17 protein-coding genes are annotated in these 20,129 nt (G+C 44.9%); 10 read left to right on the top strand and 7 right to left on the bottom strand.

The window, feature by feature from the left end:
- The 6 genes from GX419_07135 to GX419_07110 all read right to left on the bottom strand — a co-directional run.
- A partial coding sequence (locus GX419_07135) for a phospho-sugar mutase (GenBank protein ID NLI24460.1) occupies positions 1 to 1,628 on the bottom strand: 1,628 nt, incomplete at its 3' end.
- A 160-nt stretch (positions 1,629 to 1,788) separates the two neighbouring features.
- Positions 1,789 to 2,649, bottom strand: a complete 861-nt coding sequence (gene rfbD / locus GX419_07130; GenBank protein NLI24459.1) for a dTDP-4-dehydrorhamnose reductase — start codon at positions 2,647 to 2,649, stop codon at positions 1,789 to 1,791.
- Positions 2,646 to 3,209: a dTDP-4-dehydrorhamnose 3,5-epimerase gene (gene rfbC, locus GX419_07125; protein NLI24458.1), complete on the bottom strand. Its 564-nt coding sequence runs from the start codon at positions 3,207 to 3,209 to the stop codon at positions 2,646 to 2,648. The genes rfbD and rfbC overlap by 4 nt, the downstream gene beginning before the upstream one ends.
- A 14-nt stretch (positions 3,210 to 3,223) precedes the next feature.
- Positions 3,224 to 4,129, bottom strand: coding sequence for a glucose-1-phosphate thymidylyltransferase RfbA (rfbA, locus tag GX419_07120; GenBank protein ID NLI24457.1), 906 nt, complete (start codon positions 4,127 to 4,129; stop codon positions 3,224 to 3,226).
- An 11-nt stretch (positions 4,130 to 4,140) separates the two neighbouring features.
- Positions 4,141 to 5,076: an SDR family oxidoreductase gene (locus tag GX419_07115; GenBank protein NLI24456.1), complete on the bottom strand. Its 936-nt coding sequence runs from the start codon at positions 5,074 to 5,076 to the stop codon at positions 4,141 to 4,143.
- Positions 5,077 to 5,112: 36 nt separating this feature from the next.
- Positions 5,113 to 6,450, bottom strand: a complete 1,338-nt coding sequence (locus tag GX419_07110; GenBank protein ID NLI24455.1) for a UDP-glucose/GDP-mannose dehydrogenase family protein — start codon at positions 6,448 to 6,450, stop codon at positions 5,113 to 5,115.
- Between the two features lie 343 nt (positions 6,451 to 6,793).
- On the opposite strand from GX419_07110, the gene rpsA reads away from it, so the two are divergent.
- From rpsA to GX419_07060, 10 genes are all read left to right on the top strand, one after another.
- The gene (gene rpsA, locus GX419_07105; protein NLI24454.1) at positions 6,794 to 8,731 is read left to right on the top strand and encodes a 30S ribosomal protein S1; all 1,938 of its coding nucleotides are present in this window, start codon (positions 6,794 to 6,796) and stop codon (positions 8,729 to 8,731) included.
- An 11-nt stretch (positions 8,732 to 8,742) separates the two neighbouring features.
- The gene (locus GX419_07100; GenBank protein ID NLI24453.1) at positions 8,743 to 9,093 is read left to right on the top strand and encodes an STAS domain-containing protein; all 351 of its coding nucleotides are present in this window, start codon (positions 8,743 to 8,745) and stop codon (positions 9,091 to 9,093) included.
- Between the two features lie 13 nt (positions 9,094 to 9,106).
- Positions 9,107 to 10,063, top strand: a complete 957-nt coding sequence (locus GX419_07095; protein ID NLI24452.1) for a ribonuclease Z — start codon at positions 9,107 to 9,109, stop codon at positions 10,061 to 10,063.
- A 32-nt stretch (positions 10,064 to 10,095) separates the two neighbouring features.
- Entirely contained in the window at positions 10,096 to 11,343 is a 1,248-nt protein-coding gene (locus GX419_07090; GenBank protein ID NLI24451.1) for a peptidase C1, read from the top strand.
- A 14-nt stretch (positions 11,344 to 11,357) separates the two neighbouring features.
- A complete protein-coding gene (guaA, locus tag GX419_07085) occupies positions 11,358 to 12,887 on the top strand; it encodes a glutamine-hydrolyzing GMP synthase (protein NLI24450.1) in 1,530 nt (509 codons plus the stop codon).
- A 74-nt stretch (positions 12,888 to 12,961) separates the two neighbouring features.
- Positions 12,962 to 14,524: a S41 family peptidase gene (locus GX419_07080; protein ID NLI24449.1), complete on the top strand. Its 1,563-nt coding sequence runs from the start codon at positions 12,962 to 12,964 to the stop codon at positions 14,522 to 14,524.
- A 4-nt stretch (positions 14,525 to 14,528) separates the two neighbouring features.
- Positions 14,529 to 15,143, top strand: coding sequence for a nicotinamide mononucleotide transporter (locus GX419_07075; protein ID NLI24448.1), 615 nt, complete (start codon positions 14,529 to 14,531; stop codon positions 15,141 to 15,143).
- A complete protein-coding gene (locus GX419_07070; protein NLI24447.1) occupies positions 15,113 to 15,667 on the top strand; it encodes an ATP-binding protein in 555 nt (184 codons plus the stop codon). Before GX419_07075 ends, GX419_07070 begins: the two co-directional genes overlap by 31 nt.
- Positions 15,668 to 15,883: 216 nt before the next feature.
- Entirely contained in the window at positions 15,884 to 16,435 is a 552-nt protein-coding gene (locus tag GX419_07065) for a hypothetical protein (protein NLI24446.1), read from the top strand.
- A 24-nt stretch (positions 16,436 to 16,459) separates the two neighbouring features.
- Positions 16,460 to 16,840 (top strand): DUF1987 domain-containing protein, encoded by a 381-nt coding sequence (locus GX419_07060; protein ID NLI24445.1) that lies wholly within the window; start codon positions 16,460 to 16,462, stop codon positions 16,838 to 16,840.
- Positions 16,841 to 16,875: 35 nt separating this feature from the next.
- Here GX419_07060 and GX419_07055 read toward each other — a convergent pair whose 3' ends face one another.
- Complete coding sequence (locus GX419_07055; GenBank protein NLI24444.1) at positions 16,876 to 19,953, bottom strand: ATP-binding cassette domain-containing protein; 3,078 nt, start codon at positions 19,951 to 19,953, stop codon at positions 16,876 to 16,878.
- Positions 19,954 to 20,129 lie beyond the last annotated feature (176 nt).

Raw genomic sequence — 20,129 nt, 5'->3', positions numbered from 1 at the left:
TTGGGTTCTGTGCCGGAGGGCCTGATGGAAATTTTGGAACCATCGGCAAGCAGATACTGAATTACATCCGATTTTGGCAGTGCAATTGGCTCGGTTTTTCCTGAGGGCAGGTGGGTTGTTACCTGCGTGAGGTAATCGTGAATGGTGGTAACATTGATTCCTGCTACCCGGGCGGGAGGATTGTTTCTGAAAGTATGCATCATTTCGCGTATAATGGCAGCGCCTTCTACTCCTTTTTTGTAAACCGAATGCAGTGATTCAAGGTAATAACCAAATTCAAGGTAAATATCGAGAAGCAGTTCAAAGAAGGAAAGTTTCCTGTCCTTGGCCCATGCTGCTGCTTCAGCAAGGATAGCACAGGACATCACAGCATCTTTGTCCCTTACCTTATCGCCTACAAGGTATCCGTAACTTTCTTCAGCCCCGCAGAGGAAGGTGGCTTTTCCTTCGTTCTGCTTTATGATATCGGCAATGTACTTGAACCCTGTTAGTACATCAAATACTTTAATGCCATGCTTGCGGGCAATATCAGCCAGTAGTTCACTGGTAACGATTGTTTTTACAATATATTCATTGCCGGTAAGTTTTCCCTTCTGAGCCCATTGGGTTATCAGGTAATGCATCAGAAGTGCCCCTGTCTGGTTTCCGTTCAGCAGAATCCATTCACCATTGGTATCTTTTACTGCAATTCCAACGCGGTCAGCATCGGGGTCGGTACCCATCAGGATATCGGCATCGGTTTCCCTGGCTTTGGCGAGTCCCATGGCAAGAGCAGCCGGTTCTTCAGGATTGGGGGAGTGCACTGTGGGAAAATTTCCATCGGTTACATCCTGTTCCGGTACATGGATCACATTCCTGAATCCAATTTTGCGGAGAGCCATGGGAACCAGTTCGACCCCGGTCCCGTGAATCGGTGTGTATACGATCTTCAGGTCGCTCTGCCGTTTGATGATTTCGGGGGCAAGCGAATAGGACCTGATCATGTCAGTGTAGATTTCATCAAAGTCCTTTCCAACGGGAACTATCATAGAGTTATCGCCCTGGAAACGGATGTCTTCTATTTTTTTGATGGCTTTTACTTCATTGATAATATTCCTGTCATGAGGACTAATAACCTGTCCTCCGTCGTCCCAGTATACTTTATATCCGTTATATTCTTTGGGATTATGGGAGGCCGTGATGACCACTCCGCTCTGGCATTTGAAATACCGGATAGCAAAAGAAAGTTCCGGAGTTGGACGGAGGCTTTCAAACAGGTAAGCCTTAATACCATTGGCTGTGAAGATTCGTGCTGTGGTTTCGGCAAACAGTCTGCTGTTGTTCCGGCAATCATGGGCAATGGCAACTTTAATATCTTTATGGCCTGCAAATTCCTTCAGCAGGTAATTGGCCAGTCCCTGGGTAGCCATTCCTACGGTATAGATGTTCATCCGGTTTGTTCCTGCGCCCATAATACCGCGAAGGCCTCCGGTTCCGAATTCCAGATCGGCGTAAAAACTGTCAATAAGAATTTTTTCGTCACCTTTCAGCAATGCCTCAACTTCCTGACGCGTCTGGGGATCAATGCTGGAAGCAAGCCATTGTTCAGCTTTTTTTCTTGAAACTTCAAGCAGTTCGTTCTGGTTCATCTTATGCCGTTTAATATGTTTCTGCAAATCTAACACTTTTTGAATTTTTTGCCTTTTCCGGGCAAAGCGCGCAGACCAGGGCTCGATAGCAGTAACGAAAAGAATTGTTGAAAACCTTCGCCTCTGAAATCCGGCATCATTTTCTTCCAGTGATGGCAGATCAGTGAAATTCGTTCATGCATGCCCTAAGGCTTTCGGTCCAGTGGGGTATGATAATTCCAAGGTGTTGTCTGATTTTGTTTTTGTTGAGAACACTGTATGCAGGGCGTCTGGCAGGCAGGGGATATTCATGCGTCTCAATGGGTAAGATCCTGCACGGCAGCTTGGCCAGGTGAATGATTTCATGGGCAAAATCGTACCAACTGCAAACTCCCTCATTGGAAAAATGAAATATTTCCTTTTCAGGCAAGGTGTGCATGGTAACATACCGGTGCACAATGGCTCTGATTGCCTGAGCCAGATCGCCGGCATAGGTTGGTGTGCCGACCTGGTCAAATACCACCCGAATCTCATCCCGCTCTTTACCCAGCCGGAGAATGGTTTTCAGGAAATTCTGACCAGAGGACGAATACAGCCATGATGTTCTGATGACCATTCCGGCTTCAAGGGCATACCGTTCTCCTTCCAGTTTTGATTTTCCGTAAACCGAAAGAGGGTTGGGCATATCCTCTTCCGAATAGGGGGTGTTTTTGGATCCGTCAAAAACAAAATCGGTGGAAATATGGATAAGTCCTGCGCCGGTTCTGACGGCTTCCTGTGACAGGATCTTAACGGCCTCAGCATTCACCCTGAAGGCAATATCCGGTTCCGATTCCGCTTTATCAACCTGTGTGTAGGCGGCACAGTTAATGATAATATCCGGCCGGTTCTTCTCAATATATTGCCTGACAGCTGTTGGTGAGGTAATGTCCAGTTCCGGCAGATCAGTGAACAGAAATTTTGCAGAGAGATCGTCCTGAGGTAATCTCCTCAGTTCGCTGCCCAGTTGTCCATTGCCTCCCGTTACCAGAACTTTTTTCATTGTGCGGAAAAAGTAAAGTTGTTTTCAGCTTCCCGGAAAAGGGGCAGATTCTTGTCTTTATCTGACAGAATGACCTGTTCAACAGGAATTTGCCAGTTGATTTCCAGTTCAGGATCGTTGGAAAATATGCCTCTTTCCGATGAAGGATTATAAAGGGCATCACATTTATACAATACGATGGCGGAGGGGCTGAGTACGGAGAACCCGTGTGCAAAACCTTTAGGTATGTAAAGCTGCCTGAAATTGGATGCAGACAGTTTGATTCCGTACCATTGTTGATAAGTTGGAGATCCTTTTCTTATGTCGACGGCCACATCAAAAATTTCTCCTTCAATGACGCGAACCAGTTTGGATTGTGCAAAAGGTTGGAGCTGGTAATGCAATCCCCTGACCACACCAAAAACGGACCGGGACTGATTGTCCTGAACCCATTTTTCCTGAATTCCGGCCTTAAAAAATGCTTCCTGGTTGTAACTTTCAAAGAAATAGCCCCTCGCATCTTCAAATACTTTCGGCTCAATTACCAGAAGTCCGGGTATCCCGGTTTTTAAAACATTCATACTACAGCAGGTTCTTATGACGGATTTGTTTTCGCTTTGTTGATCACGACAATTTTTTCTTCGGCCAGCCTCAGCAGGTATTGGCCGTATTGGCTTGTTTTCAGTTCCTGAGCAAGTTTTAGCAGTTGTTCCCGGGTGATAAATCCCCTTTCGTAAGCAATTTCTTCAATGCATGATACTTTCAATCCCTGACGTTGTTCGATTGTATAAATGAAATTGGATGCCTGCAGGAGGCTTTCATGCGTGCCGGTATCGAGCCAGGCCATTCCTCGACCCAGAAGCTTCACTGTGAGTCGGTTTTCCTGAAGGTACAATCGATTCAGGTCGGTAATTTCAAGCTCTCCTCGGGCGGATGGTTTCAGGCTGCGCGCCTTTTCAATCACATCGTTGCTGTAGAAGTACAGACCTGTTACAGCATAATTCGATTTGGGATGAGCAGGTTTTTCTTCGATACTCAGCACTTTCCCTGAGGAATCGAATTCAACCACTCCGTATCGCTGCGGATCCTGAACAAAATAGCCGAATACTACGGCACCGTCTTTCAATGCGGCCGTTTCAAGCAAAATATGTCCAAAACCGTGACCATAAAATATGTTGTCTCCGAGGACCAGGCATACTGAATCGTTTCCTATAAATCGGGCACCGATAATAAAAGCCTGGGCCAGCCCTTCGGGGGCAGGCTGAACGGCATAACTGATTTCCAGTCCGAGATGCCTGCCGCTGCCCAGAAGGTCTTCGTACAGATGGATGTCTCGGGGCGTGCTGATAATGAGTATTTCCCTGATTCCGGCCAGCATCAACACAGAAAGGGGATAATAGATCATGGGTTTGTCATAAACAGGAAGGATCTGTTTTGAAATGCTGTGGGTTATGGGATACAGCCTGGTCCCGGAACCTCCTGCAAGTATGATTCCTTTCATAAAGTGAAAAATTAACTGAGAATTTTCCTGAAATAGGCAACCGTTTTATCGAGTCCTTCATCAAGGCTGACTCTGGGCTCCCAGTTCAGAACCTTTCTGGCCAGTGAAATATCGGGTTGTCGCTGTACCGGATCATCTTCTGGAAGGGGGCGGTAAGTTATTCCGGAGCGGGAGCCTGTGATACGGATTACTTTCTCGGCGAGTTCACGGATGGTAAATTCTGATGGGTTGCCGATATTAACCGGTCCGGTGAACGTGTCAGGAGTATCCATCATTCTGATCATAGCCTCCAGGAGGTCGTCGACATACTGGAAACTTCTGGTTTGTGATCCGTCACCGTAAATAGTGAGCTCTTTCCCCTGCAAGGCCTGTACGATAAAGTTGGAGACAACCCGGCCGTCGTTCGGATGCATCCTGGGGCCGTAAGTATTGAATATCCGTATAATTTTAATACGAACATTATTCTGAATATGGTAATTCATGAACAGCGTTTCGGCACAACGTTTTCCCTCATCATAACAGGCCCGTCGTCCGATCGGGTTAACATGGCCCCAGTAAGTTTCCTTCTGGGGATGTTCCTGGGGATCGCCATAAACCTCGCTGGTCGAAGCCTGCAATATTTTGGCCTTTATGCGTTTGGCAAGCCCCAGCATGTTAATGGCGCCCATTACGGACGTCTTGACGGTCTTGATCGGATTAAACTGGTAATGGATGGGAGAAGCAGGGCAGGCCAGATTGTAAATTTCATCAACTTCAGCATAATAGGGGGTTATAATATCATGACGCACCAGCTCGAAGTTGGGATTTGCCAGCAGGTGAATAATATTCCGGCGATTTCCGGTAAAGAAATTGTCCAGGCAGATTACTTCGTTCCCTTCCTGCAGCAATCGTTCGCAGAGATGAGACCCGATGAATCCTGCACCACCGGTTACTAGTATTCGTTTCACTTTACAAAAGATTTGTTTTTAGCAATGTCAGTTTTTTTAATATTCTGTGGGAACAACCGGTTTCCGGCCGATGCTGTAATAGGTGAATCCGTTTTCCAGCATTTCAGCCGGTTCGTAAATATTTCTCCCGTCGAACACGACTTTGGAACGCATGAGTTTTTCCATGACTTTGAAATTGGGTAAGCGGAATTCCGGCCATTCTGTAACCAGCACTAAGGAATCGGCGTCAATAAGTGCTTCGTAGAGGTCCTTGGCATATTCAATAACATTTCCGATTCTGCGGCGGCATTCCTCCATGGCAACAGGATCATAGGCCTTGATTCTGGCACCATGTTTCAGCAGTTGTTCAATTATAACGAGCGAAGGAGCTTCCCGCATATCATCGGTCTGGGGTTTGAAGGATAAACCCCACAGGGCAATCTGTTTGTCCTGTATGTTCCCGGAAAAGTGATGAAGGATTTTGTCTACCAGCACCGATTTCTGCCGGTTGTTTACCTGTTCCACCGCGCGAAGTATCTGAAGCGGGTACCCGGAATCTTCTGCTGTCTTTATGAGGGCTTTAACATCTTTTGGGAAACAACTGCCGCCATAACCCACCCCGGCATAGATAAATTTAGGACCAATCCTGCTGTCGGTTCCTATTCCTTTGCGCACCATATTTACATCTGCTCCAACGATCTCGCAAAGGTTGGCAATTTCGTTCATGAAACTGATCTTGGTAGCCAGCATGGAGTTCGCAGCGTATTTTGTCATCTCGGCAGAGGGAATATCCATGAAAAGCAGCGGATGTCCGTTCAGCAGAAATGGTTTGTAAAGTCGTTCCATGATGCTTTTGGCTCTATCAGATTCCACTCCTACAACTATCCTGTCGGGCTTAAGAAAATCATCAATGGCATCGCCTTCTTTGAGAAACTCAGGATTGGAAGCTACATCAAACGGAATATCCACCTTGCGTTTCTTCAGCTCAGCGGCAACGGCTTCCTTCACTTTCACAGAAGTGCCAATTGGTACAGTGCTTTTGGTAACAACCACCAGGTAGTCCTTCATGAGCCGGCCGATTTCACTGGCAACTGACAATACATGACGTATGTCGGCACTTCCGTCTTCATCGGGAGGTGTACCCACGGCGATGAACACAGCTTCCGCCCCTTCAATACTTTCTTCCAGACTGGTTGAAAAGGAAAGCCGCTTTTTGGAAACATTCCTCATTATCAGTTGATCAAGACCCGGTTCATAGATGGGCACAATCCCTTGCTGGAGCTTCCTGATTTTTTCGCTGTCAATATCAACACAAACCACATCAAGCCCGGTTTCGGCAAAGCAGGTCCCTGAGACCAGCCCCACGTATCCGGTTCCTACCATTACTATTTTCATTTCTTTTTATTTTTACAAACGGAAGTCAAAGAAAAATAATTTTACTGACAAACTGGGAATTTTTCTTCATATCCTCCTTTTTCAGATACAATACTCTGTTTTTAAAATATATAAGGATTCAAATATATAAAAAAAGCGTTGCTCCACCGGAAGGTAGCGTGCTTGATTGCCTTTATCCGGACGGATGTTGCAAAACATGTTTTTTGTTGTTTTCCTTTTCAAATGGTACAGATGATCATGTTTTTTTTGGAAGGTTATGCACAGAACCGGAGAAAAGTTTATCTTTGCACCCTGATTTTTAGAAACATAATGTCTAACCCATTAAACATTAAAGGATTTTTGCATGACTGAACACGAAGAAAAAACCTTACAGGATGAGGTAAAAGAAGTAAAAGATGTAAAAGAAGAAAATGCTGCTGCACCAGCAGTAGAAAAAGCCGCACAAGCCGGCCAGGTAAAGGAAACTACGCCGGAAGAATTTGATTGGGAAAGTTTCGAAAAAGAAACAGACCTTTACGGAGGATCAAAGGAACACTTTGCCGAGCTGTATGACAAGACGCTCTCAACGGTTGCTGAAAACGAAGTGGTTGAAGGCACTGTTATTGCTATGAACAAGAGAGAAGTCGTTGTTAATATAGGATATAAATCGGAAGGTGTTGTTAGTCTGAACGAATTCCGTTATAACCCGGATCTTAAGGTGGGCGATAAAGTTGAGGTCTATGTTGAGAGCCAGGAAGACAAGAAAGGCCAGTTGATACTTTCCCACAAGAAAGCCCGCGCTCTTCGCTCATGGGACCGTGTAAACGAAGCCTATGAAAAGGATGAAATTATTAAGGGGTACATTAAATGCCGTACCAAAGGCGGCATGATTGTGGATGTCTTCGGAATTGAAGCATTTTTGCCCGGTTCGCAGATTGATGTTAAACCAATCCGCGATTACGACGCCTTTGTAGGTAAGACCATGGAATTTAAGGTGGTTAAAATCAACCAGGAATTCAAGAACGTGGTCGTGTCGCATAAGGCACTTATCGAAGCTGAACTCGAACAGCAGAAGAAAGAAATTATTGCCAAACTTGAAAAAGGACAGATTCTTGAAGGAACTGTCAAGAACATTACAAGTTATGGCGTATTCATTGATCTGGGCGGTGTTGATGGACTGATCCATATTACTGACCTGTCGTGGGGCCGCGTTAACCATCCCGAAGAAATCGTACAGCTCGATCAGAAACTTCAGGTGGTTATCCTCGACTTTGACGATGAAAAGAAACGCATTGCCCTGGGTCTTAAACAGCTGACGCCTCATCCGTGGGATTCACTTGATCCGAACCTCAAGGTGGGCGATAAAGTCACCGGGAAGGTTGTTGTGATGGCTGATTATGGTGCCTTTGTTGAAATTGCCCCCGGAGTTGAGGGTCTGATTCATGTTTCCGAAATGTCATGGTCACAGCACCTGCGGAGTGCACAGGAATTTCTTAAGGTGGGAGATGTTGTTGAAGCTGTTATCCTTACCCTCGACCGAGAAGAACGGAAGATGTCACTTGGCATGAAACAGCTTAAACCGGATCCCTGGGAAAAAATTGAAGAAAAATATCCTGTCGGTTCCAAACATACCGCAAAAGTTCGTAATTTTACAAACTTCGGTGTTTTTGTTGAAGTGGAAGAAGGGGTGGATGGCTTGATCCATATTAGTGACCTGTCATGGACAAAAAAGATCAAACATCCTTCCGAATTTACTTCTATTGGTGAAGACATCGAAGTGGTGGTACTTGAAATTGATAAGGAAAACAGAAGACTCAGTCTTGGTCATAAACAGCTTGAAGAGAATCCGTGGGATGTTTTCGAAACGATTTTCACCCTCGATTCAGTGCATGAAGGAACCGTGGTGGAAATCTTCGAAAAAGGAGCAACGGTTGCTTTGCCCTATGGTGTGGAAGGTTTCGTAACGTCGAAACATCTTGTCAAGGAAGATGGAACAACGGCAAAGGTTGATGAGAAGCTGGAATTCAAGGTAATTGAGTTCTCCAAATCGGCCAAGCGCATCGTTCTTTCGCATACGCGGGTTTGGGAAGACAAGAAGAAGGAATCGGATGTGACAGCAAAGAAAGCAGAAGGTGAATCCACACGGAAGGCAACCCGCAAGCTAAAGAGCAGTCTTGAAAAAACCACTCTTGGTGATATTTCGGAACTTGCTGCCCTCAAATCAGAGATGGAAGAACAGGAAAAGAAAAAGGCAGCCCGTAAGTCATCAAAGAAACAGGCTGACGACGAAAATCCATCCTAATTTTTACGCGTATGGAATTCAAAATTGAAAAGCTGGACAATTACACCCTGATTCAGGTGCAGGAGGAAAAACTTGATACCCATATTGCTCCTACACTGAAATCAGAACTGGTGCTTATTTCAGGAAACGGCGAGAAGAACATTATTCTCGACCTGAGCAAGTGCCGTTACTGTGATTCTTCGGGTCTGAGCGCCATTCTTGTGGCCAACCGTCTGTGCAAAAATGCCGGAGGTACGTTTGTTCTTACCGGATTGAACGAAGCGGTTGAGCGGTTGATTACCATTTCACAACTCGATACGGTGCTCAACATAACCAGAACCGTTGAGGACGGGGTCCGGCTTATCAATGAATCAGGCAAGTGATGAAATTTGACCAGTGTCGTTTTCGTTGATTATTCTGGGGAGCAGTTCCGCTGTTCCCACTTCAGACCGATTTCCGCCCGCTCATCTGCTCAATGTGGATGAGCGGTTTTACTTAATTGATTGTGGTGAAGGAGTGCAGATGCAGCTCCGGCGTTTCGGAATCCGTTTCGGACGTATCAACCATATCTTCATATCGCATCTTCATGGTGACCATGTCTTCGGATTGTTCGGCCTCCTTTCTTCCTTCAGTTTGATGGGCCGTTCATCCGACCTGAACATCTATGGCCCGCAGTCGCTGGAAGAACTGCTCAATGCGCACTTTTCCTTTTTTAACCAGGAGAGAAAGTATTCAATTAATTTTCATAAGCTTACAGGGAAGACGAACAAAAGAATTTTCGAAGACGAACGCATTACAGTGGATGCCTTCCCCCTCAGGCACAGTACCCAATGTTACGGATTTCTTTTCAGGGAAAAGGAAAAGCTAAGGAATATCCGAAAAGAGGCCATTACCCGGTATGAAATTCCTATCCGGGCCATGATGGCCATCAAACAGGGAGAGGATTTTGTTGATGGTTCAGGGAATATTATACCCAATGAAGAGCTGACTGTTCCTCCTCCCAGGCCCCGTGCTTTTGCCTATTGTTCCGATACCATGTATTTTCCTGCTCTTGCCCGCAGGGTTCAGGACGTTGATCTTCTCTACCATGAGGCAACTTTCCTGAAAAAAGATCAGAAACTGGCACGGGAAACCATGCACAGCACAGCCTATGACGCCGCCGTTACGGCTGCAAATGCCAATGCCCGGCATCTTCTCATCGGGCATTTCTCAACCCGTTATAAAACAACGGATGGCTTTGTAAAAGATGCCATTGATGTCTTTCCCGATGTGCATGAGGCACTGGATGGTTTCCGATACAGAATTGAGCAGAACGGAAATCTTGTTGTTGAACCTTGCAGGGAAAAAAAGTAATTTTAGCGCATATTTATTAACACTAACCCGCTATGAAAAACAGATTTCTTTTATTCGTCGTAATTCCGCTGCTTTCAGGTACCGTATTCGGCCAGGAACGTACCAAAGCCATTATGAAGGAACTTAAACCCGGCTTTTTTGAAAACTCTGTACTGAAAGATGACCGGATGGTTGAGGAAAAGAAAAATCCGCCTGAACCGCGAAAACGCTTTGCCATTGATCTGACAGGGGTTGAATTGCCCAATAAAATTGCACAATACAAAACAACAGGCTTCTATTTTCCGCCTGTTTCTCAAGGGAATACAGGAACATGCTGGGCTTTTTCAACAACATCGTTTTATGAATCGGAAGTATGCAGACTTACCGGCCAGAAAATTAAACTTTCGGAAATGTTTACTGTCTATTGGGAATATGTTGAGAAAGCAAAGCGTTTTGTGCACGAACGGGGAAATTCCCTTTTTGACCAGGGTTCTGAAGCCAATGCAGTAACCCGAATCTATAAAACATATGGAATTGTCCCGCTGGAAGCATATCCTGGTTTACCTGCCGAACGAAAATACCACAACCATGATCAGATGGTCAATGAAATGCAGCAGTATCTGCAGGGAGTAAAAGCATTGAATGCATGGAACGAAGACGAGGTTATTGCTACCATAAAAGCCATCATGAATCATTATATAGGAGAACCCCCTGCCCAGTTTCAGTGGAACGGAAAGACATATTCCCCGCAGCAGTTTCTTAAGGATGTTCTGAAGCTTTCCATGAACGATTACGTTGAAATTCTGTCCATCAAACAGGAACCCTACTGGCAGCAGGTTGAATACAAAGTGCCTGACAACTGGTGGCATAGCAAAGAATATTACAATGTGCCGCTCGACGTGTTTATGGACATTATCAGGAAGGCAGTGCGGAACGGATATTCCATGAGCATTGGCGGCGATGTTTCTGAAGTAGGTCTTGACAGGGCTACCCAGGTGGCCGTGGTACCTACCTTTGATATCCCTTCCGATTACATTGATGAGGACGCCCGTCAGTTCCGTTTTTCCAATAGTACAACAACTGATGACCATGGAATGCACCTGGTGGGATATACTGAATTTAAAGGCAAAGACTGGTACCTGATCAAAGATTCCAGTTCAGGTTCAAGAAACAATGATGAAAATGCTCCTGAATTCGGTTATTACTTTTTCAGCTCCGACTATATCAAGCTCAAAATGATGGGATTTACCATTCATAAGGATGCTGTGAAGGATATTCTGAAAAAATTCGGAAATCAGTAAACCAAAACAAGAAGATGACGGAAAAAATCCTGATACTGGACTTTGGCTCTCAATATACACAGCTTATTGCGAGAAAGATCAGAGAACTGAATGTGTACTGCGAAATCTGGCCGTACAATAAAATACCCGTGCTTGACGATACGGTAAAGGGCGTTATCTTGTCAGGAAGTCCTTTTTCCGTCAGGGATCCTATTGCTCCGGTACCGGATCTGACGGGCATTAAAGGGAAACTACCCTTGCTGGGAATTTGTTACGGAGCCCAGTTGCTGGCGCAATATTACGGCGGAGAGGTGCTTCCTTCCACACACAGGGAATACGGAAGGGCGATGTTTGAAGTGGCCGATACGTCTTCTCCTCTCTTTAAGGATGTGCCGGTTGCCTCCCAGGTATGGATGTCGCATGGAGATACCATTGCAAGGATACCGGAAGATTTTCAGATTATTGGCTGTACAAGGGACGTAACTGTCGGAGCCTTTAAGATTCGGGGGGAAGAAACCTATGGACTGCAGTTTCATCCTGAGGTTTATCACACCACCGAAGGAAAACAAATACTAAAGAATTTTGTTGTTACGGTATGCGGGTGTTCGCAGACCTGGACAGCCGAATCGTTCATTGAAAATACAGTGCAGTCGCTCAGGGAAACCATCGGGAGGGATAAGGTTATCCTCGGATTATCGGGCGGAGTTGATTCAACGGTTACTGCTGTGTTGCTGAACAAGGCAGTTGGCAGCAGCCTTACATGCATTTTCGTTGATAACGGGCTCCTGCGTAAGAATGAATATGCAAAGGTGCTTGATTCGTACCGGCATATGGGGCTGAATGTAATCGGAGTGGACGCAGGCCGGCAGTTCCTTGATGCATTAAGGGGAGTGGCAGATCCTGAGAAAAAACGTAAGGTCATCGGGAGAGTTTTCATTGAGGTGTTTGACAGGGAAGCCTCGAAAATTCAAGATGCCCGCTGGCTTGCTCAGGGAACCATTTACCCGGATGTTATTGAATCGGTAAGTGTCCACGGACCTTCGGCTACGATTAAATCGCATCATAATGTCGGCGGGTTACCTGAGAAAATGAACCTGAAAATTGTTGAACCACTGAAGCTCCTCTTCAAAGACGAAGTGCGGAGGGTGGGAGCCGTTTTAGGTATTCCGGAAGACATTCTGGGACGTCATCCCTTTCCGGGTCCCGGATTGGCTATCCGAGTGCTTGGTGACGTTACCAGCGAGAAACTTGAGATTCTGCGTCAGGTGGATGATATCTTCATTGAGGGCCTCAGAGAAGCCCAGTTGTATCATTACGTGTGGCAGGCTGCTGCTATTTTGCTTCCGGTAAAATCGGTCGGCGTAATGGGCGATGAGCGGACTTATGAGTATGTTGTGGCTTTGAGAGCGGTTACTTCTACCGACGGAATGACGGCCGACTGGGCTCAGCTCCCCTATACTTTCCTTTCAGATATTTCCAACAAGATTATCAATCAGGTAAAGGGAGTTAACCGGGTTGTCTATGATATCAGCTCAAAACCACCTGCAACAATAGAGTGGGAATAGTAAAAGATAAATGTAGAATGCATTCATTACAGTTTACATATTAATCAAGCAGAAACATGCGAAAATACCTCAGGATGGCCGTTCTGGCCGGTGTTATATGGATCAGTTTATTGCCGGTGAGTGCGCAGTATGATCTGGATCCCGCGAACAAGTTTACCCGGGCACTGGAATGGATTCAGCGCTATTATGTTGATTCGGTAAATACTTCAAAACTGGTTGAGGATGCTATTATCGGCATGCTGAAGGACCTCGATCCGCATACGGTGTATATGAACAGGGACGAGGTCAGGCAGATGAATGAACCTCTTCAGGGCAATTTCGAAGGGATAGGCGTTTCCTTTTATTTGCTGGAAGATACAATTCTCGTAATTAAGCCGGTACCGGAAGGTCCATCCGACAAGGTTGGGATTAAAGCCGGAGATAAGATTATTACCATTAACGGGGAAAATGTGGCAGGAATAGGACTGACCAATGATGGTGTTTTTGAACGCCTGCGGGGTCCGAGAGGAACTACAGTCACTGTCGGAATTAAAAGGCAGGGTGAGCCGCAACTCCTGCAGTTCAAAATCCAGCGCGATAAGATCCCCATTTTCAGTCTGGATGCCGCCTATATGATCAGTCCCGGAGTGGGGTATATCAAAATAAACCGTTTTGCCGCAACCACCTCCCGGGAATTCGCTGATGCTTTCAAAACACTGAAAAGCAAAGGTATGACGCGGCTTGTTCTTGACCTGGGACAGAACGGGGGAGGATACCTTGAGGAAGCCATACGACTGGCCGATTTTTTCCTTTCCAAAAACAAGCTAATCCTCTATACCCAGGGTCTGAGAAGTCCGCGACAGGATTTTATAGCCACTTCGTACGGAGAATTTGAAAAAGGCGACCTGGTGATTGTGATTGACGAAAACTCGGCAAGTGCCAGTGAAATTGTTGCCGGGGCCATTCAGGACTGGGACAGAGGGCTGATTGTTGGCCGCCGTTCCTTTGGAAAGGGCCTTGTTCAGCGTCCCGTTCCCCTGCCGGATGGATCGCTTATCCGGCTTACTGTGGCGCGCTACTATACGCCAACCGGCCGGTCCATACAGAAACCCTATAAAGACGGGATTGATGCCTATGAGCAGGATCTTATCAAACGCTATCAGCATGGAGAGTTTATTCATGCCGACAGCATCAGGTTCCCTGATTCGCTGAAATACTATACTCTCGAAAAAAAGAGAACTGTTTACGGAGGCGGTGGAATTATGCCGGATATTTTCGTTCCCCTGGACACCTCTTCCTATTCCTCTTACTATCGTTCCCTTATGAATTCCGGTATCCTGTACCGTTTTGTGGTAAGGTATATTGACCGTAACCGCAGGGAGTTAACTTCCAAATATCCGTCTTTTGAATTGTTTGAAAAAAACTTTTCGGTTACTTCTTCCATACTCGACCAGCTGACAGCGTATGCCGAGGCCCAGAAACTGCCTCCTGATCCGGCCGGTATGGCTGCTTCAGGTGATCAGATACGCCTTCTGGTTAAGGCTTATATTGCACGGGATTTGTTTGACACAAATGAATTTTTCCAGATTTACAATCAGTCTGATAAGACAGTTCAGAAAGCAGTGGAGGTAATTTCTTCCATGAGCAAATACTGGTAACCTGATGACCAATTCATTCATCATTGATTGGTTAAGTAATCACTGGGAGGAAGTTGCAGGGGTAATCGCCGGTCTGGCATACCTGTTCTTTGCAGTCAGGCAGAGCATTTTGCTTTGGGCGCTGGGTATTATCAGTGCGGTATTTTTTATTGTTGTTTTTTTCAGAGCAGAAGTATACGGGAACATGGTTTTGCAGGCTTATTACCTGGGAATGAGCATTTATGGCTGGATTCACTGGGCAAAAGGATCAGAAGGCGCCTCAGAAAAGGCTTCCGTTGGCCCGCTTCCTGTAACCCGTTTAACACAGCGCCAGGGCATGATCTCCTTTCTGGTTTCCGGTCTGGCTGTCCTTCCTGTTTATTTTATGCTGCGCGATCTTGCCCATTCTCCTGTTCCCTTTCTTGATGCAGTGACTTCCGTTCTTTCCATGACAGCAACATGGATGCTCGCCAGGAAGATTATTGAAAACTGGATCGTGTGGATAGCCGTTGACGCAGTATCTTCCTTCATGTATTTTTCAAGAGAATTATATTTTACAGCATTTTTATATGCTGTTTATGCAATAGTTGCCATTTTGGGATTTTTTGCATGGAAAAAAACGATGCAGGTAACATCCTGAAAGTTGTTATCAACGGTCCTGAATCGACAGGAAAGACAGAGCTTGCAAGGCAACTTGCCCGGGTATTCCGCACGGTATGGGTACCTGAGTACGCCAGAACCTATGTAAGTTCTCTATCCAGGCCGTATTCATACGAGGATGTAGAGCACATAGCCCGGGTGCAGAAACAGGAAATGCTGCAGGAATACAAACATGCCGGCAGGGTTGTTTTTTTCGACACCGACCTGGTTATTACAAAAGTCTGGTTCGATGTGGTGTATCAGCGCGTTCCCGGTTGGATAGATGCATTTCTGTCCCAAAGTGGCGTACACCTCTATCTGCTGTGTATGCCCGATATACCCTGGGTTCCTGATCCTCTTCGGGAGAACGGAGGCCCGATGCGCGAAGTGTTACTCAAAAAATACATTACCGAAATAGAACGTACTAACATTCCGTGGCGACAAATTACCGGAGAGGGTCCACTGCGTTTGAAAAACGCCCTTGATGCACTCAATGAAGTACTTCATCTGACGCCTCCGGTATAAATGAGAAAGTTTATGGAATTACTTTTTTTCATTGCTCCGGAGAAATACAGTAACCTTTTTGGTTAAATCTTCGTAAACGTCTCATAAGGTTTTTCAAACAAAGGAAAAACGAATAAGAAAGTTATTAACAGAGAGAGATTTTGATAAATATTATTTTTTTATATATTTGTTAGACGTTTGCAGGAAAGGATTTCTCCAAAGCAATGTTGGCCCCGTATGAGTTTTAATTTCGATGCGTATTACAAGAAGATGAACACAGGTGACATAATTGTGTCATACAAGGGCAGCATCACTACCGAAATGATCAACAATATGCTTGAAATTGTTGAATCAAGGATTGGAGAAGGTACTGAGGATGCACGGTTAAGGAAAAAGGTTTACAACGTTCTGGTGGAAAGCCTTCAAAATCTATACCACCATGCCGATGAACTTCCGGAAGCTATTCGGGGAGAATTTGAGGGCCACTTTGGTGTTGTTGTGGTTGCTCGTGAAGGAAGCGGAATCCGGATTACCACAGGCAATTTTATTAAGTCAGACAAGATTAAAAAGCTGAAAGACAAAATTGATAAGATTAATTCAATGAATCCGGATGAACTGAAGGATATGTACAAGTTTATCCTGAATCATCAGAAATTCAGCGATAAGGGGGGAGGAGGGCTCGGACTTATTGATATTGCCAGGAAAACTGGTTCACGATTGCAACCTTCTTTTCAGAACTTTAACAACGAGTATTATTTTTTTAGTCTTGAAATAAAGGTTACTAATTAATAGCAAATTCTAAATTAAACCTATATGGAACCTCTGATTATAGAAGGAACACCTAAAACACCCAGTGTGCGTTTTGATGCACAGCAAGGATTGGTTGAAATTAAAGGGAGGTCAATTCCTGAGAATTCGATTGAATTTTATAAACCCCTTGTTGACTGGCTTGAGAAATACGGTGAAAATCCTGCGCCTCTTACCCAGGTGAACATTCAGCTGGAATACTTCAATACGAGTTCTTCCAAGTGCATTCTTGATGTTTTCAAGAAACTGGAAGCTATTTTTAAGGCAAAGCATGATGTAATCATCAACTGGTACTACGAAGAGGATGATGAGGATATGCTGGAAGCAGGGGAGGACTATGAATCCATTATCCGGGTGCCGTTTAAAATGGTTGAGATAGTCGATTAATTGGTTATTTTTCCCGGTTTTTCCCTTTCCTGGCTTCACTCAGCCTGAGAAAACCGCAGGCTGAGATTTTCAATGCTGTCGAGCAGTTTTTTCAGGAGCCTGAAGTACAACATCAGGTAAAGGATTATTGTCATAAACCATATGACTCCGATATTTACCCAGATAGTATCTATATACCGGCCGAAAACCATTTTCCTGGGCGCATAAAAATGTGCTTTGATAAACCGGGATTCGGGATCGAGATAGATGGGATTGATTTTCTGGTATAAGTGGTTTTTATATTCCAGTATCCGGTCGGTTTCATTTTTATTGGTAACAAACTCTTCCAATGCCTCGTTGGCATGCCTTCTCTTGAGCCATTGGAAGGATTCCTTCATTTCAGGCGTGCGCTGCAACGAGCTGATCAGTTTGTCCTTTTCTTCGTTTGCTTTATTCGACAATCGGATATAATATGTATTGAGCAGACGCAAATAACTGCGGGCTTCTTCCATGATGCGGGGTGTGACATGCCCGGGAACCAGACTGTCGATGAAGGCAAAAGCAACCTGCCTGTTCCGCTGATTTTCCTTTCCTATTTCATTGCGAAGAAGCTGAAGATCATTTTCAACCTTTTGTTTTGATTCAGGATGATCAATATTCGATTCAATTTCATCCAGCTTTCTGTTTAAATGGTTGATCCAGTAGTTCTTCCTGAAATCGGCCATGCTCATGATCTTGTTCCACTGATAGAACTGCCGGTCATACTTATTTTCCTTGAACTGATAGACGGCAAGTGCTTCATAACCCCATCTGGCTGTCATAAGTTCTCCGTAGAAAGGAATGCTGGTCGGGGAGGAGATGGCCGGATTGAGTTTTTCATATTTTACAAGCACTCCGCTCAAAATAATCTGCGGGATTACCAGGAACGGAATCAGAATATAAATGGTTACTACTGTTTTAAAACTGTCAGAAATCATTAGTCCCATCATATTGGACGAGGTCCAGATGCTGAACAGCACCAGCCAGTATTGCCAGTACATTCCTTTGATCTCCATGATGCTGTTTCCGACAAGCACGAAGGTCAATGCCTGGATGGCTGAAAGGCCAAACTGTACTCCGACTTTTGAAAGAAGATAACTCGACCAGCTCAGATCGAGGAAAGCTTCCCGCTTGAGAATTTTCCTGTCTTTGATAATCTCCTCGGCACTTACGGTGAGTCCGACAAAGATGGCGACAATCACCGACATGAACAGGTAAACGGGAAGGTTACTGTTCCCGAACAGAGTATATCCGTATTGATTGGTTACATTAACGTTGTAGTACTTGATAATGTAAGCCATAATTAACGCCAGAACAGGTGCTTCCAGGAAGTTGATCACAAGGTATTGCGTATTGGCCAGTTTGGAGAGGATGTCCCGTTTGGCGAAAATCAGAAATTGCCTGAACCGGTTGGGAGTTTTGAACGAAATCTTTGGAAGGGTGTTTCCGGCTTGCTTTTTTTGATTGGTCTCGCTGGAGTATTCCTTGTAATAGGAATACCATTCCTGAGGAGAAATTTTCCGGGTGCGGGTCTGTTTTCCATATTCATCCAGTACCGCCAGTTCAACAATATTGAATATTTGCTCCGGGTTAACATTTCCGCAGGCATGGCATTCACTTTCATTCCAGTTGGCATGATGCACCCTTTCCTTGAAATAGATGATGGAATCAATAGGATCGCCGTTGTAAATCAGATAACCTCCTGTGTCAAGGATAAGAAGCCGGTCGAACATTTTGAAGATTTCTGAACTTGGCTGATGAATCACCACGAAAACCAGTTTTCCTTTCAATGACAACTCCTTGAGGAGGTCCATGATGTTCACTGAATCGCGTGACGACAGGCCCGAAGTGGGTTCATCCAGAAACAATACGGATGGCTCCCGGATCAGTTCGAGGGCGATGTTCAATCGTTTTCGCTGGCCTCCGCTGATTTTCTTATTCAGGGGTGAACCTACCTGAATGTCTTTTATCTCATAAAGCCCAAGATTTTCAAGTGTTCTGTTAACTGTTTCAACCAACTCCTTTTCGGTGTAGTTGTCAAAACATAGTTTGGCATTATAGTAAAGGTTCTGAAATACCGTCAGTTCCTCAATCAGCAGGTCGTCCTGCGACACATAGCCGATCAGCCCTTTTAGTTTCTCTTTTTCCTTATGGATATCATAGCCGTTGATTCTCACCGAACCGGATGTGGGAGATGCTGTGCCATTCAGAACGTTCAACAGGGTTGACTTACCGGCCCCGCTGGCCCCCATAATTCCGACGAGCCTTCCTGATTCTTCCGAAAAACTCATTTCGTGCAGTCCAATCTTTCCCCCGCTGAAATGATACTCTATCCTGTCTGCCTCAAAGACAATCTTTTCTTTCATCAGATCCCTGTGGAAACTGCTGACCACATCACTGTAGTAAATGGGCTTAATCTGAGGATTTCGTATAGAAGATCCGGTGGTAAAAACGTGGACCTTGTCGTGCTGCAACAATTGTCCGTTGAGGTATATTTCCTTTTCTCCCACATACCTCAAAAGATAAATGTTAGATGAGGGCAAATAAAGTATGCGAATCTGACCCTCCATTCCTTCCACCAGACTGTGCTTTACTGCAGGATGCTGAAAGTCCTTCCTGTTATCAATCAGCAGAACATGTTCACTTTCGGGAAAATGTTCAAAATTGGTCAGAACAAATTGTTTAATATCTTCATATTCATCTGCAGGGAAATTGAATATGCTGGCCACGGTGTTGATGAATTCCATCTCCTGGTGCGAGACTTCATTTCCATCGGATTTGACAAATTCCAGCAACTGAAACAGAACAATTACTTTTTGCTGTTGGGTAAGTTCTTCATTAACATCTGTACATATTTTGAGAACACGTACAGAAATAGATGATATTCTGCGGGTAATTTTGTCTTTTTCTTTCTGCTTTTCCTGATGCTCACTATAATAGTCGTCAAATACCTTAAGGTATTTCGGTGCGAGTTCCCTGTTCAGTTGCCTGATCAGAAAAGACTCAACCACAGTTCTCCTGTCACTGAGTTTGCTTTCGGGTCTTGAAATGATCGCAAAAAGCTGCATCAGGGCATTTAAGATCTTTTCACTCATGGATCACTTGTTTCAAAATATTAGTATTACGGGTCCTTTAGGCCCGATCCGGTTATGGTGCAGGTAACTAATCAGCTCCGACATGTTTCAGAACACCAGTCTAAAGATAAAGGAAAAATTCATTTTTCTTGTACTCTTTTATTTTTTTTCGGGCAAAAAGCTTTGTAATGAGCCGA

The organism is Bacteroidales bacterium, from assembly GCA_012517825.1.
In the GTDB taxonomy this organism is placed as follows: Bacteria; Bacteroidota; Bacteroidia; order Bacteroidales; family JAAYUG01; genus JAAYUG01.
The sequence above is the reverse complement of the archived record's forward strand: the minus strand, read 5'-3'. Positions and strand labels throughout refer to the sequence as shown.

Excerpts from the sequence above, each read along its gene's own strand:
- rfbD (NLI24459.1), bottom strand. The coding sequence starts at position 2,649 with ATGAAAAAAGTTCTGGTAACGGGAGGCAATGGACAACTGGGCAGCGAA.
- GX419_07065 (NLI24446.1), top strand. The coding sequence starts at position 15,884 with ATGAGTTTTAATTTCGATGCGTATTACAAGAAGATGAACACAGGTGAC.
- GX419_07055 (NLI24444.1), bottom strand. The coding sequence starts at position 19,953 with ATGAGTGAAAAGATCTTAAATGCCCTGATGCAGCTTTTTGCGATCATT.
- rfbC (NLI24458.1), bottom strand. The coding sequence starts at position 3,209 with ATGAATGTTTTAAAAACCGGGATACCCGGACTTCTGGTAATTGAGCCG.
- GX419_07110 (NLI24455.1), bottom strand. The coding sequence starts at position 6,450 with ATGAAAATAGTAATGGTAGGAACCGGATACGTGGGGCTGGTCTCAGGG.
- rpsA (NLI24454.1), top strand. The coding sequence starts at position 6,794 with ATGACTGAACACGAAGAAAAAACCTTACAGGATGAGGTAAAAGAAGTA.
- GX419_07100 (NLI24453.1), top strand. The coding sequence starts at position 8,743 with ATGGAATTCAAAATTGAAAAGCTGGACAATTACACCCTGATTCAGGTG.
- GX419_07075 (NLI24448.1), top strand. The coding sequence starts at position 14,529 with ATGACCAATTCATTCATCATTGATTGGTTAAGTAATCACTGGGAGGAA.
- GX419_07090 (NLI24451.1), top strand. The coding sequence starts at position 10,096 with ATGAAAAACAGATTTCTTTTATTCGTCGTAATTCCGCTGCTTTCAGGT.
- guaA (NLI24450.1), top strand. The coding sequence starts at position 11,358 with ATGACGGAAAAAATCCTGATACTGGACTTTGGCTCTCAATATACACAG.
- GX419_07060 (NLI24445.1), top strand. The coding sequence starts at position 16,460 with ATGGAACCTCTGATTATAGAAGGAACACCTAAAACACCCAGTGTGCGT.
- GX419_07080 (NLI24449.1), top strand. The coding sequence starts at position 12,962 with ATGGCCGTTCTGGCCGGTGTTATATGGATCAGTTTATTGCCGGTGAGT.
- GX419_07070 (NLI24447.1), top strand. The coding sequence starts at position 15,113 with ATGGAAAAAAACGATGCAGGTAACATCCTGAAAGTTGTTATCAACGGT.
- rfbA (NLI24457.1), bottom strand. The coding sequence starts at position 4,129 with ATGAAAGGAATCATACTTGCAGGAGGTTCCGGGACCAGGCTGTATCCC.